Here is a 13,330-nt window from a genome sequence, read left to right as displayed (position 1 = left end):
GGACCATTGCTTCAGCCAGATGAGATATCATCTGCTCTCGTCCGCGACGAATTCCAGCATAATCGTCGACAACGGCGGCAACAGCATTGTCGCCGACGTGCCGCCCCCTTCCCCGCTCGCCACGACCATGCCGCCATTGCCCATGCCGGAGCCGCCATAATCGGCGGCGTCTGTGTTGATGATCTCGCGCCACTCGCCCGCCTTCGGCAGCGGCACACGATAATTCTCGCGCGGCACCGGCGTGAAATTGGTGATGACTGCGATCGGGTTGCCGTCCGGCGCGCTGCGCAGCCAGGCAAAGACGGAATTGTCGCGATCGTCGACGATCAGCCAGGAGAAGCCTTCCGGCTCGCAATCGCGCGCATGCAGCGCCGGGCGCGAGCGGTAGAGGTAGTTCAAGTCGCGCACCGTCTGCCAGACGCCGCGATGCGGGGCGAAGTCCAAGAGGTTCCAGTCGAGCGCGCGTTCCTCGCTCCACTCTCGGCGCTGGGCGAATTCCTGCCCCATGAACAGGAGCTTCTTGCCGGGATAGCCCCACATGAAGGCGTAATAGGCGCGCAGCGTGGCGAATTTCTGCCAGTCGTCGCCGGCCATCTTGTGGAGCAGCGCGCCCTTGCCGTGCACGACCTCGTCATGGGAGAGCGGCAGCACGAAATTCTCGGAGAAGGCGTAGATCAGGCCGAAGGTGATGTCGTTGTGGTGATGCTTGCGGTAGATCGGCTCCTTGGACAGGTACTCCAGCGTGTCGTGCATGAAGCCCATGTTCCACTTGAAGCCGAAGCCGAGCCCGCCTTCATGCACCGGCCGCGAGACCTTGGGCCATGAGGTCGACTCCTCGGCGATCGTCATCACGCCGGGATGGTGGCCGTAGAGCTCCTTGTTCATCTTCTGCAGGAAGCTTACGGCCTGCAGGTTCTCGCGCCCGCCCATCTCGTTGGGGATCCACTCGCCCGCCTTGCGCGAATAGTCGAGGTAGAGCATCGAGGCGACCGCATCGACGCGCAAGCCGTCGACATGGTATTTTTCCGCCCAGAACAGCGCGTTGTTGACAAGGAACGACACCACCTCGCGGCGACCGAAATTGTAGATCGCGGTGTTCCAGTCGGGGTGAAAACCCTGGCGCGGGTCGGCATGCTCGTAGAGCGCGGTGCCGTCGAACTTCACCAGCCCATGCTCGTCGACCGGGAAATGCGCCGGCACCCAGTCGAGAATGACGCCGACGCCGGCGCGGTGCGCGCCGTCGACGAAGCGCGCGAAGCCGTCGGGATCGCCGAAGCGGGCGGTCGGCGCATAGAGGCCGGTGGTCTGGTAGCCCCAGGACGGGTCGTAAGGATGTTCGGAAATCGGCAGGAACTCGATGTGTGTAAAGCCGGTGTCCACCGCGTAAGGGATCAGCCGCGCGGCGAGCTCGTCCCAGGTGAGGAAGGTGCCGTCGTCGCGGCGCTGCCACGAGCCGGCATGGACCTCGTAGATCGAGATCGCCTCACGTCGCGGATCGGCCTTCTGCCAGAAGCTGCGATGCGCCTCGTCTCCCCATCGATGCGCCATCGGCGGCGCCGTCACCGAGGCGGTCGCCGGACGCAGCTCGGATTCGAAGGCGAAAGGATCGGCCTTGAGCGGCAGCCTGACACCGTCGGGGCCGATGATCTCGAACTTGTAAGGCTGGCTGGCGCCGAGATCGGGAATGAACAGCTCCCAGATGCCGGTGTCCTTGCGGTCGCGCATGGTATGCCGGCGACCGTCCCAGTCGTTGAAGGCGCCGACCACCGAGACACGCCGAGCATTGGGCGCCCAGACGGCGAAGTGGACGCCGGTGGCGCCCTCATGCTCGATGATATGGGCGCCGAGCTTGTCGAAGAGCCTTAAGTGCGAGCCCTCGGCCATGTAGTAGTCGTCCATCGGCCCCAGCACCGGGCCGAAGGAGTAAGGGTCGGTCAGCCACCAGTCGCCGCCGGCATTTTTCGCGTGATAGCGCAGCGGCTGGCGCTTGCGGATCGAAAGCCTGCCCTCGAAGAAGCCGGCATCGTTGCTGCGGGTAAGTTCCCCGACCTCCTTGCCGGTCAGCGTGTAGGCGGTGACGAACTCGGCATTGGGCACGAAGCAGCGGGCGACGAAGCCTTTGCCGGCTTCATGCACGCCCAGGACCGCGAAGGGATCGCCATGCGTTCCGGCGACAATCGCCGCGACATCGCCGGCTGGCGCCAGTCCGTCCGGCCCGCTCGTCGCAGCGGTCGCGCGCGGCTTCCTCATCAGGCGGTCGCCCTCCCTGGGCACCTTTGTTTTGGCGCATGCCTTGGTCCAGCATGCACCGTTCTTTGTCTTGGTGCATGCCGCCCAAAACCGCTACGCACTTTTGGGCGGCATGCACCAATCTTTGTTTTTGGTGCATGCCGTAATCCCAAAACCGCTACGCACTTTTGGGCGGCATGCACCGGAGCCACATCGTTCGTGACCTCATGCAATCACATCAGACAGGCACGTTCCAGATTTCTTTCGCGTATTGGCGGATGGTGCGATCGGACGAGAACCAGCCGACGCGGGCGACGTTGCGGATGGCGCGCGCGTACCAGTCGGGACTGTTGCGCCACACGACGTCGACCTCGCGCTGGCAGGCGGCGTAGGAGTCGAAATCGGCCGCCACCATGAACCAGTCGCCCTGATAGAGGCCGTTCATGAGGTCGCGGTAGCGGTTGGGATCGTCAGGCGAGAAGACGCCGGACGAGATAGCCGACACCGCCTGCGACAATTCCGGCGAGGACTCGATCACGCCGCGCGGGTTGTAGCCGTTGTTGCGCCGCTCGGCGACCTCGGCCGTGGTGAGGCCGAAGATGAAGATGTTGTCGTCGCCGACGCGCTCCTTGATCTCGACATTGGCGCCGTCGAGCGTACCGATTGTCAGGGCGCCATTGAGGGCGAACTTCATGTTGCCGGTGCCGGAAGCCTCCATGCCTGCGGTCGAGATCTGTTCGGAGAGATCGGCGGCGGGCATCAGCACCTCGGCCAGGCTGACATTGTAGTTCGGCACGAACACGACCTTCAGCAGGCCGCGCACCGACGGATCGCCATTGATGACCCTGGCGACGTCGTTGGCCAGTTTGATGATGAGCTTGGCGTTGTGGTAGCTGGGCGCCGCCTTGCCGCCGAAGAATTTCACCCGCGGCATCCAGTCCCGCTCGGGATGCGAGCGGATCTGGTCGTAGAGCGCGATCGCCTCCAGGATGTTGAGCAGCTGGCGCTTGTACTCGTGGATGCGCTTGACCTGGATGTCGAACAGCGCCGAGGGGTCGAGCCTGATGCCGAGCCGGTCGGCGACGAGGTTGGCGAGCCTCGCCTTGTTCTGCCGCTTCACGGCGGCGAATTTCTCGCGGAAGGCGGCGTCGTCGGCGAGAGGATCGAGACCCTTGATCGCCTCGATGTCGTCCATGAAGCGGTCGCCGATCGCCTCGCGCGCGAGCGCGGTGAGGCCGGGATTGCACTGGATCAGCCAGCGCCTGGGCGTGATGCCGTTGGTCTTGTTGTTGATGCGGTCGGGATAGAGCCTGTGGAGATCGGCGAACACCGTCTCCTTCATCAGCTCGGTGTGCAGCGCCGAGACGCCGTTGATGGAATGCGAGCCGACGAAGGCGAGATTGCCCATGCGCACGCGGCGGTCGCCATTTTCCTGGATCAGCGAGATCTTGGCGATCTGCTCGCCCGAGAATTTTCCGGTGGCCCGCGCCTCGAGCAGCACCTGGGCATTGATGGCGTAGACGATCTGCATGTGGCGCGGCAGCAGGCGCTCGAACAGCGGCACCGGCCAGCTTTCCAGCGCCTCCGGCAGCAGCGTGTGATTGGTGTAGGCGAAGGTGCGCTTGGTGGTGTTCCAGGCGAGGTCGAAATCCATGCCATGGACGTCCATCAACAGCCGCATCAGCTCCGCTACGGCGACCGCGGGATGGGTGTCGTTCAGGTGGATCGCGGCCTTGTCGGGCAGCGACTTCAGGTCGCCATACTGACTGAGATGGCGCTGGACGATGTCCTGCAGCGAGGCGGTCGAGAAGAAATATTCCTGCCTCAGCCTGAGCTCCTGCCCGGCCATATGGGAGTCGGCGGGATAGAGCACGCGCGACAGCGCGTCGGCCTTGTTGCTCTCGGCAAGCGCACCAATGTGGTCGCCGGCATTGAACTTGTCGAGCAGGATCGGGTCGATCGGCATGCCGGACCAGAGCCGCAGCGTGTTGACGCGCTTGGCGCGCCAGCCGGCGACCGGCGTGTCGTAGGCGACGGCCAGCACATGCTCGGTCGGCTTCCAGACATGGCGCTCGAGCCGGCCGGCCTTGGAGGTGATCGATTCCACCGAGCCGCCGAAGCCGACCTCGAAGGAACGTTCGCGCCGTTCGAACTCCCACGGATTGCCGTGGTCGAGCCAGGTCTCGGGCAGCTCCACCTGCCAGCCATCATGGATCTCCTGGCGGAACATGCCGTTGGCGTAGCGTATGCCGTAGCCATGGGCGGGAATGTCGACCGTCGCCATGCTTTCCATGAAGCAGGCGGCGAGCCGGCCGAGGCCGCCATTGCCGAGCGCTGCGTCCGGCTCGAGGGTAGCGATGAGATCGAGGTCGACGCCCAGCGAGGCCAGCGCCTCGCGCATGTTTTCCATCAGGCCGAGATTGGAGAAGGCGTCGCGCATCAGGCGCCCGATCAGGAACTCGAGCGAGAGATAATAGACGCGCTTTTCCTGCTGGTCGTAGGCCTCCTTGGTCGCCTGCATCCAGTTGTCGACCACCCGGTCGCGCACGACCTTGATCGAGGCGGTCAGCCAGTCATAGGGCGTGGCGACGGTGGGGTCTTTGCCGACCCTGTATTTGAGGGACAGCAAGACTTCCTCGGCGAGCGTCTTGGGATCGGGAGTGTCGAGAGCGGGGGCTTCGATCGTCATGGCGGATGTCATATCGCCTCTCGTTCGGTTGGCCTGATCATAGCGGCTTTCACCGTTTCTCCTACCCCACTTTACCGCGCTGCAGCATATGTTAAATCGATTTACGCCACGATGTCCATCCGGCGCTCCTGCGGCAATTACCGAAGTGAGTGGAGGTCAGGCCGCCAGCGCGTCCTCCGGCGGCTTCTTGGCGCCGGTCATCAGCGCGACGGCGTCCGACATGGAAATCTGCTTCGGATCGACGACGCAGAGGCGGCGGCCGAGGCGGTGGATGTGGATGCGGTCCGCCACCTCGAAGACATGCGGCATGTTGTGCGAGATGAGCACGATCGGCAGGCCGCGCTTCTTGACGTCGAGGATCAGCTCCAGCACGCGGCGGCTTTCCTTGACGCCGAGTGCCGCGGTCGGCTCGTCCATGATCACCACCTTCGAGCCGAAAGCGGCGGCGCGCGCCACCGCGACGCCCTGGCGCTGGCCGCCCGAGAGCGTTTCCACCGCCTGGCTGATGTTCTGGATGGTCATCAGGCCGAGTTCGGTGAGCTTGTCGCGGGCGCGCTTTTCCATCGCCGGACGGTCGAGCATGCGCAACCAGCGGCCCAGCGGCCCGGGCTTGCGGATCTCGCGGCCGAGGAACATGTTGTCGGCGATCGACAGCGCCGGCGACAATGCGAGGTTCTGGTAGACTGTCTCGATGCCTGCTTCGCGGGCTTCGATGGGCGATTTGAAGTGGACGTGCTTACCGTCCAGCTCGATCACCCCCTCGTCGGGGTGCACGGCGCCGGAGATCGCCTTGATCAGCGTCGACTTGCCGGCGCCGTTGTCGCCGATCACCGCCAGGATTTCGCCCGGATAGAGATCGAAGTCGCAGTTGTTGAGCGCGGTCACGCGGCCATAGCGCTTGGTGAGGCCGCGCGCGGTGAGGACAGCCTGCTGGGTCATGGTTACACCGAAACCTTTCTGATCCACTGGTCGATCGCCACGGCGCCGATGATCAGGACGCCGGTGAGCAGCACTTTCCACTGCGGGTCGGCGCCCAGCATGTTGAGGCCCATCGAAACGACGCCGACGATCATGGCGCCGAACAGCGTGCCGAGGATCGAGCCGCGGCCGCCAAAAAGCGAGATGCCGCCGATCACCGTCGCGGTGATCGCCTGCAGATTGTAGTCGGTGACGGCGGCCGACGGCGAAATCGAGCCGTTGCGGCCGATCGAGACCCAGGCGGCGAATGCGGCAATCAAGCCGGCGAGCGTGTAGACGGCTATCAGCACCGACTTGGTCTGGATGCCGGAGAGTTTCGCCGCTTCGGGATCGTCGCCGACGGCATAAACATGGCGGCCCCAGGCGGTGTGATTGAGCACGTACCAAAGTACCGCCACCAGCACGACGGTGGCAATGACACCGGCCGTCAGCACCGCAGAGCCGACCCTGAAGCTCATAGCGAACAGGTGTAGCAGCGGTGCTTGGGCGTCGACATCGGCATCGCGGATCGTCTCGTTGGCCGAATAGATGAAATTCGTAGCCATGACGATGTTCCAGGTGCCGAGCGTCACGATGAAGGGCGGCAGCTTCATGTAAGCGACCAGAAGACCGTTGAGCAGGCCGCAGGCGCCGCCGGCGGCGAGCCCTACGATCACCGCGAGAAGCGTCGGCATACCGTAGGTGATGGCGCAGTTGCCCATGATCACGGCCGAAATCACCATGATCACGCCGATCGAGAGATCGATGCCGGCGGTCAGGATGACCAGCGTCTGGGCGGCGCCCAGAATACCGACAATGGCAATCTGCTGCAGGATCAGCGTCAGCGTATAGGACGAGAAGAAGCGTCCGCCGATGGCAATGCCGAAAATGATGATCGACAACATCAGCACGATCAGCGGCACCGCCGCCGGCGTGGAATGCAGGAAATGCTGCGCGCGCTTGACGAAAGACTTGCCGTGCTCCTCGAAGGCGGCGACGCTGGTGTCGCTGCTCGAGAGCACCTTCTCGTATTCCTGCATCTGAGACATATATCCTCCCGTCTCACGGAGCTTGGTCATGGCTCCATGCTGCGTTTACGCATTCCGGTCTGTTGCCGGGATTATCAGCGCTTACGAAAATGTATCGTCCACCCGATGCGGCCGGGGATCAAGCCCCAGCCGCAAGGTTTTACGCGCTGTCAGGCAGGCATCAGCCCCAGCACTTGGCCAGGCCTTCCTTGGTGTCGATGGACTTCACGCCGTTCGCCGGCTTGTCGGTCACGAGATTGACGCCGGTGTCGAAGAAGTTCTTGCCTTCGGTCGGCTTCGGCTTGGTGCCGTCCTTGGCATAGGCGGCGATCGCCTCGATGCCGAGCGCCGCCATCTGCAGCGGATACTGCTGTGAGGTCGCGCCGATCACGCCTTCGGTAACCGACTTCACGCCCGGGCAGCCGCCGTCGACGGAGACGATCAGGACCTGCTTTTCGAGGCCGACGGCCTTGAGAGCCTGGTAGGCGCCGACGGCAGCGGGCTCGTTGATGGTGTGGATGACGTTGATGGTGTTGTCCTTCTGCAGGAGGTTCTCCATCGCCTTGCGGCCGCCTTCCTCGTTGCCGTTGGTGACGTCATGGCCGACGATGCGCGGATCGTCTTCGTCGCCGATCTTGTTCGGGTCCTTCACGTCGATGCCGTAGCCTTCCATGAAGCCCTGGTCGCGCAGCACGTCGACGGTCGGCTGCGAGGGGGTCAGGTCGAGGAAGCCGATCTTGGCGTCCTTGGCCTTGTCGCCGAGCGTGGCGGCGGCCCAGGCGCCGATCAGCTTGCCGGCTTCGAGATTGTCGGTGGCGAAGGTCGCGTCCGCAGCGTCGATCGGATCGAGCGGCGTGTCGAGCGCGATCACCAGCAGGCCGGCGTCACGCGCCTTCTTCACCGTCGGCACGATGCCCTTGGTGTCGGAAGCGGTGATCAGGATGCCCTTGGCGCCGTCGGCGATGCAGCTTTCGATCGCCGCGACCTGGCTTTCGCTATCGCCATCGATCTTGCCGGCATAGGTCTTGAGGTCGACGCCGAGCTCCTTGGCCTTGGCGGTCGCGCCCTCCTTCATCTTGACGAAGAAGGGATTGGTGTCTGTCTTGGTGATCAGGCAGGCGCCGACGCCGGCGGCCGACGCGGACGAGGCGAATGCGAGCAGGCCCAGCCCGGCCGCCGCGAACACCGTGGACTTCAGCAGCGATTTCTTGGTCACGATTTCCTCCCAATGGAACCATTCCGGACGCCGGCCAACCCGGCGCCTCAAGTGCATCCAACCATTCTCCCAGCGTGGACGCCACCTCAAAAGACACCAGTCCGAGACATCTGTCAATAATTAAATCACTCTTATTTATTATTGACAGACTTGCGCCGTTCACTCATTCTGAACGAAAAGCAGTGTGGGGAAACCGACGGGAGGAACAGGGTGGAGACCGGCATTGCGAGGCACGGTTCGCCCGAGGCTCGGGAAAGCAGGCTGCATCGTGGCACAAACCAGAGCGGCATGCGCGACCACAATGAGCGGCTCGTGCTGTCCTTGGTGCGCCAGCACGGCAGCCTGGCCAAATCCGATATCGCGCGCATGACCGGGCTGTCGGCCCAGACGGTGTCCGTCATCATGCGCGAGCTGGAGGAAGACAAGCTGCTCGTGCGCCAGGCGCCGCTGCGCGGCAAGATCGGCCAGCCGTCGATCCCGATGGCGCTCAACCCGGAGGGCGCCTTCTTCATCGGCCTCAAGATCGGCCGCCGCAGCGCCGAGCTGGTGCTGATCGACTTCCTCGGCAATGTGCGCGCGATGCTGCAGAATTCCTATCGCTATCCGGCGCCGCGCGAGACAGTGGAGTTCGTCAGCGCTGGCATCACGAAGATGCGCAGCGAGCTGACGCCGGCGCAGGACAAGCGCATTGCCGGCCTCGGCATCGCCATGCCGTTCGAACTGTGGAGCTGGGCCGACACGGCCGGCGCGCCGCGCGAGATCATGGACGAATGGCGCCATCGCGACATCCGCGCCGACATCCAGGCGCAGTGCGATTTTCCGGTCTACCTGCAGAACGACGCCACCTCCGCCTGCGGCGCCGAGCTCGTCTTCGGCCAGGCGGGCGCGGCGCGCGACTTCGTCTATTTCTACATCGGCGCCTTTGCCGGCGGCGGCATCGTGCTCAACGGCCGCCTGTTCGGCGGGCCGACCGGCAACGCCGGCGCGCTGGGTTCGATGCCGGTGCCCGGGCCGGACGGCAAGCCGACGCAGCTCATCGACGTCGCCTCGATCGCGATTCTCGAAAGGGCGCTCAGCGCGAAAGGCATCGACGGCTCCTATCTTTGGACCTCGCCGCAGGAATGGGGCGAGATCGGCGCCGAGCTCGACGACTGGATTGCCAGTGCTGCGCAGGCGCTGGCCTATGCGATCGTCGCCGCCTCATCCGTCATCGACTTCGAAGCGGCGGTGATCGACGGCTGGATGCCGCTCGAGGTGCGGCGGCGGCTTGTCGATGCGGTCACGGACGCCATCGTCGGCATCGACGCCGAGGGGCTGAAGCTGCCTATCGTGCGCGAGGGAACAGTGGGCATCCATGCGCGGGCGCTGGGCGGCGCGAGCTTGCCGCTGTCGGAGCGGTTCCTGATCGGACCGACCACGATTTCCAGGGGCACCTGACCATGCTGATCGGCATCCCGCCGCTGCTCGGCCCGCAGCTTCTGGCGACGCTCAGGGCCATGGGCCATGGTGACGAGATCGCCATCGTCGATGGCAATTATCCGGCCGAGGAACAAGCGCGCAGGCTGATCCGGGCCGACGGCCACCCTATCATTGCGGTGCTCGACGCCGTTTTGAGCGTGCTGCCGGTGGACGAGGCGGTGCCCGAGGCTTTGTTCCGCGCCTCGGTCAAAGGCGATCCGGCGCTCGCCGATCCCGTGCATCACGAGATGGAAGCGGTCTGCGCCAAACGCGCGCCGGGCCACAAGGTGATTGCGCTGGCCGGGGCCGACTTCTATGCACGCGTCAAGGCCGCGCACGCGATCGTGGCGACCAGCGAACCCAGGCTTTATGCCAATATCATCATCCGCAAGGGCGTGATTCATCCGCCGGAGACCAAGACACAATGATCCTCTGCTGTGGCGAAGCCCTGATCGACATGCTGCCGCGCACGACCACGGAAGGCGAAGCGGCCTTCGCGCCTTATGTCGGCGGCGCGGTGTTCAACACGGCGATCGCACTCGGCCGGCTGGGCGCTCCGGCGGGCTTCTTCTCCGGCCTTTCCTCCGACCTGTTCGGCGGTCAGCTCCGCGAGGCGCTGGGGGCTAGCAAGGTGAGCTCGACCTATGCGCACACCTCGCCAAAGCCCACGACGCTCGCCTTCGTGCGGCTCACCAACGGTCAGGCGACTTACACCTTCTACGACGAGAACACCGCCGGGCGCATGCTCGCCGTCGAGCATCTGCCGAAGCTCGGCGCCGAGATCGAGGCCATGCTGTTCGGCGCCATCAGCCTGATCTCGGAGCCCGCGGGATCCGCCTATGAGGAGTTCATGCGGCGCGAGCACGGGAGCCGGGTTATGATGCTCGACCCCAACATCCGGCCGAACTTCATCCCGGACAAGGCCAAGCATCTGAGGCGCATCCGCGAGATGATGGCGATGGCTGACATCGTCAAACTGTCGGACGAGGACCTCACTTGGTTCGACGAGGCGGGCTCGCACGAGGACGTGGTGCGCAACTGGCTGGACCGCGGCCCCAGGCTGATCGTCGTCACCCATGGCAGTGAAGGCGCCGTCGGCTACAGCAAGGAGCACAAGGTCACGGTTGTGCCGCAGAAGGTGAAGGTGGTCGACACGGTCGGCGCAGGCGACACCTTCAATGCCGGCATCCTTGCCTCGCTGCACGAGCAGGGCCTGCTCACCAAGGCGGCGATCGGCGGCCTCTCGCAAAACGCGATCCGCAAGGCGCTGGAGCTTGGCGCCAAGGCGGCCGCGGTGACCGTGTCGCGGGCCGGCGCCAACCCGCCCTGGCGGCACGAAATCGCCTGATCGGCTGTCCGGGCCGTCCGGCGACCTCCGCCCGACCGATCACTTTATGTTTCCGAAGACCGGAACAGCGCGATAAAAGGCACCGGGAATGCGCCCGGAAGCCCGGATTTCCGGCTTCCTCGGGCAATACGCCGGCAAAAGACGGTAACAGGCTGCGACACTTGCGCAATTCGCTTCGGCCGTGGCCGGCTTTTTCAGCCGTGCCAAGTCTGGTACCAGCGGGCCGGTTTACTGGCAGTATCTGAGGCCGACATGCAGTTCATCGATCTTGGCGCGCAGCGCGAACGAATCCGCGACCGGCTGAAGGCCGCGATCGACAAGGTGGTCGAAGACGGCCGCTACATTCTCGGGCCCCAGGTCACCGAATTCGAGAACAAGCTCGCGGCTTACGTCGGCGTCAAGCATGTCGTGGCCTGCGCCAACGGCACCGATGCGCTGCTTCTGCCGCTGTTTGCCGCCGGCATCGGTCCGGGCGATGCCGTGTTCGTGCCGAGCTTCACCTTTGCCGCGACGGCCGAAGTCGTGGCGCTCGCCAAGGCCGAACCGGTCTTCGTCGACGTCGATCCCGACACCTACAATATCGATATCGCCAGCCTCGAGGCGGCGATCGACATGATCAAGAAGGAAGGAAGGCTGAAGCCGAAGGCGATCATCCCGGTCGACCTGTTCGGGCTTGCCGCCGACTACGAGGCGATCATGGCGATCGCCAAACGCGAGAACCTGCTGGTGATCGAGGATGCCGCCCAGTCGATGGGCGGCTCGGCCGACGGCACGATGTGCGGCGCCTTCGGCCATGTCGGCTCGACCAGCTTCTATCCCGCCAAGCCGCTCGGCTGCTACGGCGACGGCGGCGCGATGTTCACCAATGACGCCGCACTGGCCGACAAGCTCAGATCCTTCGCCTTCCACGGCAAGGGCGAGACCCAGTACGACAACATCCGCGTCGGCATCAATTCGCGCCTCGACACGCTGCAGGCGGCGATCCTGATCGAGAAGCTCGCCATCCTCGAGGAGGAGATGGTGGCGCGCCAGGCCGTCGCAGATCGCTATGCAAAGGGCCTCGGCGACGTCGTGAAAGCGTCGCGCAACCTCGGCCACGGCCGCTCGGCCTGGGCGCAGTACGCCATCGAGACGCCGAAGCGCGACGGGCTGAAGGCCCATCTCGGCGAGAAGGGCATCCCGTCGGTCATCTATTATGTGAAGCCGCTGCACGAGCAGGTCGCCTATCGCGACTATCCGCGCACGCCGACCGGCCTTGCCGTTTCGGAAAAGCTGCCGAAGCAGATCCTTTGCCTGCCCATGCACGCGTATCTCAGCGAAGCCGACCAGGACCGGATCATCGAGTCGATCCGCAACTATATCGGCTCGAACTCGGCGCATGTGGCGGCCGCGTAGGCTGAAAGGTCGGCGCCAAGCACCCCTCTCTGTCCTGCCGGACGTCTCCCCCTCAAGGGGGGAGATTGGCAGCTTCGGCGATCCGCTCGCTTTTCACCGTTGAAGGCTGGCGAAAGTCGGCGTGACATCCGATCTTGCCCCTCGAGGGGAGATGTCCGGCAGCCCAAGGGGGGCGCTGTCCCGCCAGCATGTCGAGGTTTTTCTAAGCCGCGACGCTGACTACGCGCTCGCGCTCTTGCCCGTCGCAATGAAATGCGGGTTGGCGAAATCCGTGTCGCTCGCCTGGTTGCGCTTGCCATAAACCAGCGGCTGGCCGTCAAGCGTGCGGGTCATGCCGCCGGCGGCGCGCAGCACCGCATCGCCGGCCGCCGTGTCCCATTCCATGGTGCGGCCGAAGCGCGGATAGACATCGGCCTCGGCGGCCGCGAGCAGGCAGAATTTCAGCGAAGAGCCGATCGAGACGATCTCGGCGGCGCCGAGATCGCGGATGAAGGCGTCGGTTTCCGGCGTGTTGTGCGAGCGGCTGGCGACGACGGCGAGCGGCGTGCTGCCTTCGCGCACGGCAATCGGCCGGCGGCCGACGATGCGGTAGTCGCCATCGACCTCGATCGCTTCCGCTTTGCCCGGCCGGCCGGAGAAGAAACGTCCGGTGCAGGGCGCGAAGACGACGCCGACTTCCGGCACGCCGTGGCGCACCAGCGCGATATTGACGGTGAAATCGGTGCGGCGATTGACGAATTCCTTGGTGCCGTCGAGCGGATCGATGAGGAAGAAGGCGCTGTCGAGATCGGGCGTGGCGATGCCCGCGGCAACCTCTTCCTCGGCCACGCAAGGAATGTCGGGAAAGGCGCCGCGCAAGCCGGCCAGGATGATCCTCTCGCTTTCGCGATCGGCTTCCGTCACCGGCGAGGAGTCGGCCTTGCTGTCGACGGCGCAGCCTTCGTGGAAGACGCGCATCACCTCGCGGCCGGCATCGAGCGCCAGGCGCTCGAAGACGCCCAGCATCGCTT

10 protein-coding genes are annotated in these 13,330 nt (G+C 64.8%); 4 read left to right on the top strand and 6 right to left on the bottom strand.

Annotated features, from left to right (window positions below; translation table 11 throughout):
* Positions 1-27: 27 nt before the first annotated feature.
* The 5 genes from glgB to RFN30_RS01935 form a co-directional block, all read right to left on the bottom strand.
* Entirely contained in the window at positions 28-2,250 is a 2,223-nt protein-coding gene (gene glgB, locus RFN30_RS01955; RefSeq protein WP_320260451.1) for a 1,4-alpha-glucan branching protein GlgB, read from the bottom strand.
* 217 nt (positions 2,251-2,467) lie between these two features.
* Positions 2,468-4,930, bottom strand: coding sequence for a glycogen/starch/alpha-glucan phosphorylase (locus tag RFN30_RS01950; RefSeq protein ID WP_320260450.1), 2,463 nt, complete (start codon positions 4,928-4,930; stop codon positions 2,468-2,470).
* Positions 4,931-5,074: 144 nt separating this feature from the next.
* Positions 5,075-5,857 (bottom strand): ATP-binding cassette domain-containing protein, encoded by a 783-nt coding sequence (locus RFN30_RS01945; RefSeq protein WP_320260449.1) that lies wholly within the window; start codon positions 5,855-5,857, stop codon positions 5,075-5,077.
* A gap of 2 nt (positions 5,858-5,859) precedes the next feature.
* On the bottom strand, positions 5,860-6,924 hold the full coding sequence (locus RFN30_RS01940; protein WP_320260448.1) for an ABC transporter permease: 1,065 nt from the start codon (positions 6,922-6,924) through the stop codon (positions 5,860-5,862).
* A gap of 160 nt (positions 6,925-7,084) precedes the next feature.
* The gene (locus RFN30_RS01935) at positions 7,085-8,101 is read right to left on the bottom strand and encodes a sugar ABC transporter substrate-binding protein (RefSeq protein ID WP_320260953.1); all 1,017 of its coding nucleotides are present in this window, start codon (positions 8,099-8,101) and stop codon (positions 7,085-7,087) included.
* Between the two features lie 228 nt (positions 8,102-8,329).
* Here RFN30_RS01935 and RFN30_RS01930 point away from each other — a divergent pair, with 228 nt between their 5' ends.
* The 4 genes from RFN30_RS01930 (at position 8,330) to RFN30_RS01915 (ending at position 12,320) form a co-directional block, all read left to right on the top strand.
* A complete protein-coding gene (locus RFN30_RS01930; protein WP_320260447.1) occupies positions 8,330-9,556 on the top strand; it encodes an ROK family transcriptional regulator in 1,227 nt (408 codons plus the stop codon).
* Between the two features lie 2 nt (positions 9,557-9,558).
* Positions 9,559-10,005, top strand: a complete 447-nt coding sequence (locus RFN30_RS01925) for an RbsD/FucU family protein (RefSeq protein ID WP_320260446.1) — start codon at positions 9,559-9,561, stop codon at positions 10,003-10,005.
* On the top strand, positions 10,002-10,925 hold the full coding sequence (locus tag RFN30_RS01920) for a carbohydrate kinase family protein (protein ID WP_320260445.1): 924 nt from the start codon (positions 10,002-10,004) through the stop codon (positions 10,923-10,925). The genes RFN30_RS01925 and RFN30_RS01920 overlap by 4 nt, the downstream gene beginning before the upstream one ends.
* 252 nt (positions 10,926-11,177) lie before the next feature.
* Positions 11,178-12,320, top strand: coding sequence for a DegT/DnrJ/EryC1/StrS family aminotransferase (locus RFN30_RS01915; protein ID WP_320260444.1), 1,143 nt, complete (start codon positions 11,178-11,180; stop codon positions 12,318-12,320).
* Between the two features lie 219 nt (positions 12,321-12,539).
* Here RFN30_RS01915 and cysQ read toward each other — a convergent pair whose 3' ends face one another.
* Positions 12,540-13,325, bottom strand: a complete 786-nt coding sequence (gene cysQ, locus RFN30_RS01910; protein WP_320260952.1) for a 3'(2'),5'-bisphosphate nucleotidase CysQ — start codon at positions 13,323-13,325, stop codon at positions 12,540-12,542.
* Between the last annotated feature and the right edge of the window lie 5 nt (positions 13,326-13,330).

The organism is Mesorhizobium dulcispinae, from assembly GCF_033977345.1.
Lineage (GTDB): Bacteria > Pseudomonadota > Alphaproteobacteria > Rhizobiales > Rhizobiaceae > Mesorhizobium > Mesorhizobium dulcispinae.
Note: the sequence above shows the minus strand (reverse complement) of the source record. Positions and strands in the feature narration are given on the sequence as shown.

What these genes read in the sequence shown, in the direction of transcription:
- glgB (WP_320260451.1), bottom strand. Translation starts at nt 2,250, where the DNA reads ATGAGGAAGCCGCGCGCGACCGCTGCGACGAGCGGGCCGGACGGACTG.
- RFN30_RS01950 (WP_320260450.1), bottom strand. Translation starts at nt 4,930, where the DNA reads ATGACATCCGCCATGACGATCGAAGCCCCCGCTCTCGACACTCCCGAT.
- RFN30_RS01945 (WP_320260449.1), bottom strand. Translation starts at nt 5,857, where the DNA reads ATGACCCAGCAGGCTGTCCTCACCGCGCGCGGCCTCACCAAGCGCTAT.
- RFN30_RS01940 (WP_320260448.1), bottom strand. Translation starts at nt 6,924, where the DNA reads ATGTCTCAGATGCAGGAATACGAGAAGGTGCTCTCGAGCAGCGACACC.
- RFN30_RS01925 (WP_320260446.1), top strand. Translation starts at nt 9,559, where the DNA reads ATGCTGATCGGCATCCCGCCGCTGCTCGGCCCGCAGCTTCTGGCGACG.
- RFN30_RS01920 (WP_320260445.1), top strand. Translation starts at nt 10,002, where the DNA reads ATGATCCTCTGCTGTGGCGAAGCCCTGATCGACATGCTGCCGCGCACG.
- RFN30_RS01915 (WP_320260444.1), top strand. Translation starts at nt 11,178, where the DNA reads ATGCAGTTCATCGATCTTGGCGCGCAGCGCGAACGAATCCGCGACCGG.
- cysQ (WP_320260952.1), bottom strand. Translation starts at nt 13,325, where the DNA reads ATGCTGGGCGTCTTCGAGCGCCTGGCGCTCGATGCCGGCCGCGAGGTG.